The organism is Acetobacter sp. AAB5 (assembly GCF_050106715.1).
GTDB lineage: Bacteria > Pseudomonadota > Alphaproteobacteria > Acetobacterales > Acetobacteraceae > Acetobacter > Acetobacter oryzifermentans.
The window spans coordinates 1-223 of the sequence record NZ_JBNIEW010000087.1 but is presented as its reverse complement, the minus strand read 5'-3'; the positions used below and the strand labels follow the sequence as shown (position 1 = coordinate 223).

Annotated in this window: 1 protein-coding gene; it reads right to left on the bottom strand. The window is 60.1% G+C overall.

Annotated features, from left to right (window positions below; all coding sequences use genetic code 11):
* On the bottom strand, positions 1 to 223 hold a 223-nt coding region (locus tag ACP7IZ_RS13920), incomplete at both ends, for an efflux RND transporter permease subunit (RefSeq protein ID WP_426849768.1).

Genomic DNA, 223 nt, shown 5'->3' with positions numbered 1-223 from the left:
CGCTGCTGCGCTTCGGCAACAAAGGACGCAAGATCCCGCCCTCGCACATTCGCCTGCACAACCATGCGGCGGCGCACACCAGCACGACTGATACGTGGTGTACCGTCAACTTCATGCACATGCGCCACTTGTGAAAGCATGACATTCCCCTGCCCATCCATACGCCGGACAGGCAAGGCAGCAATAGCTGTCGCTGAAGCCATATGGCGGCCGTTCAGGCGCA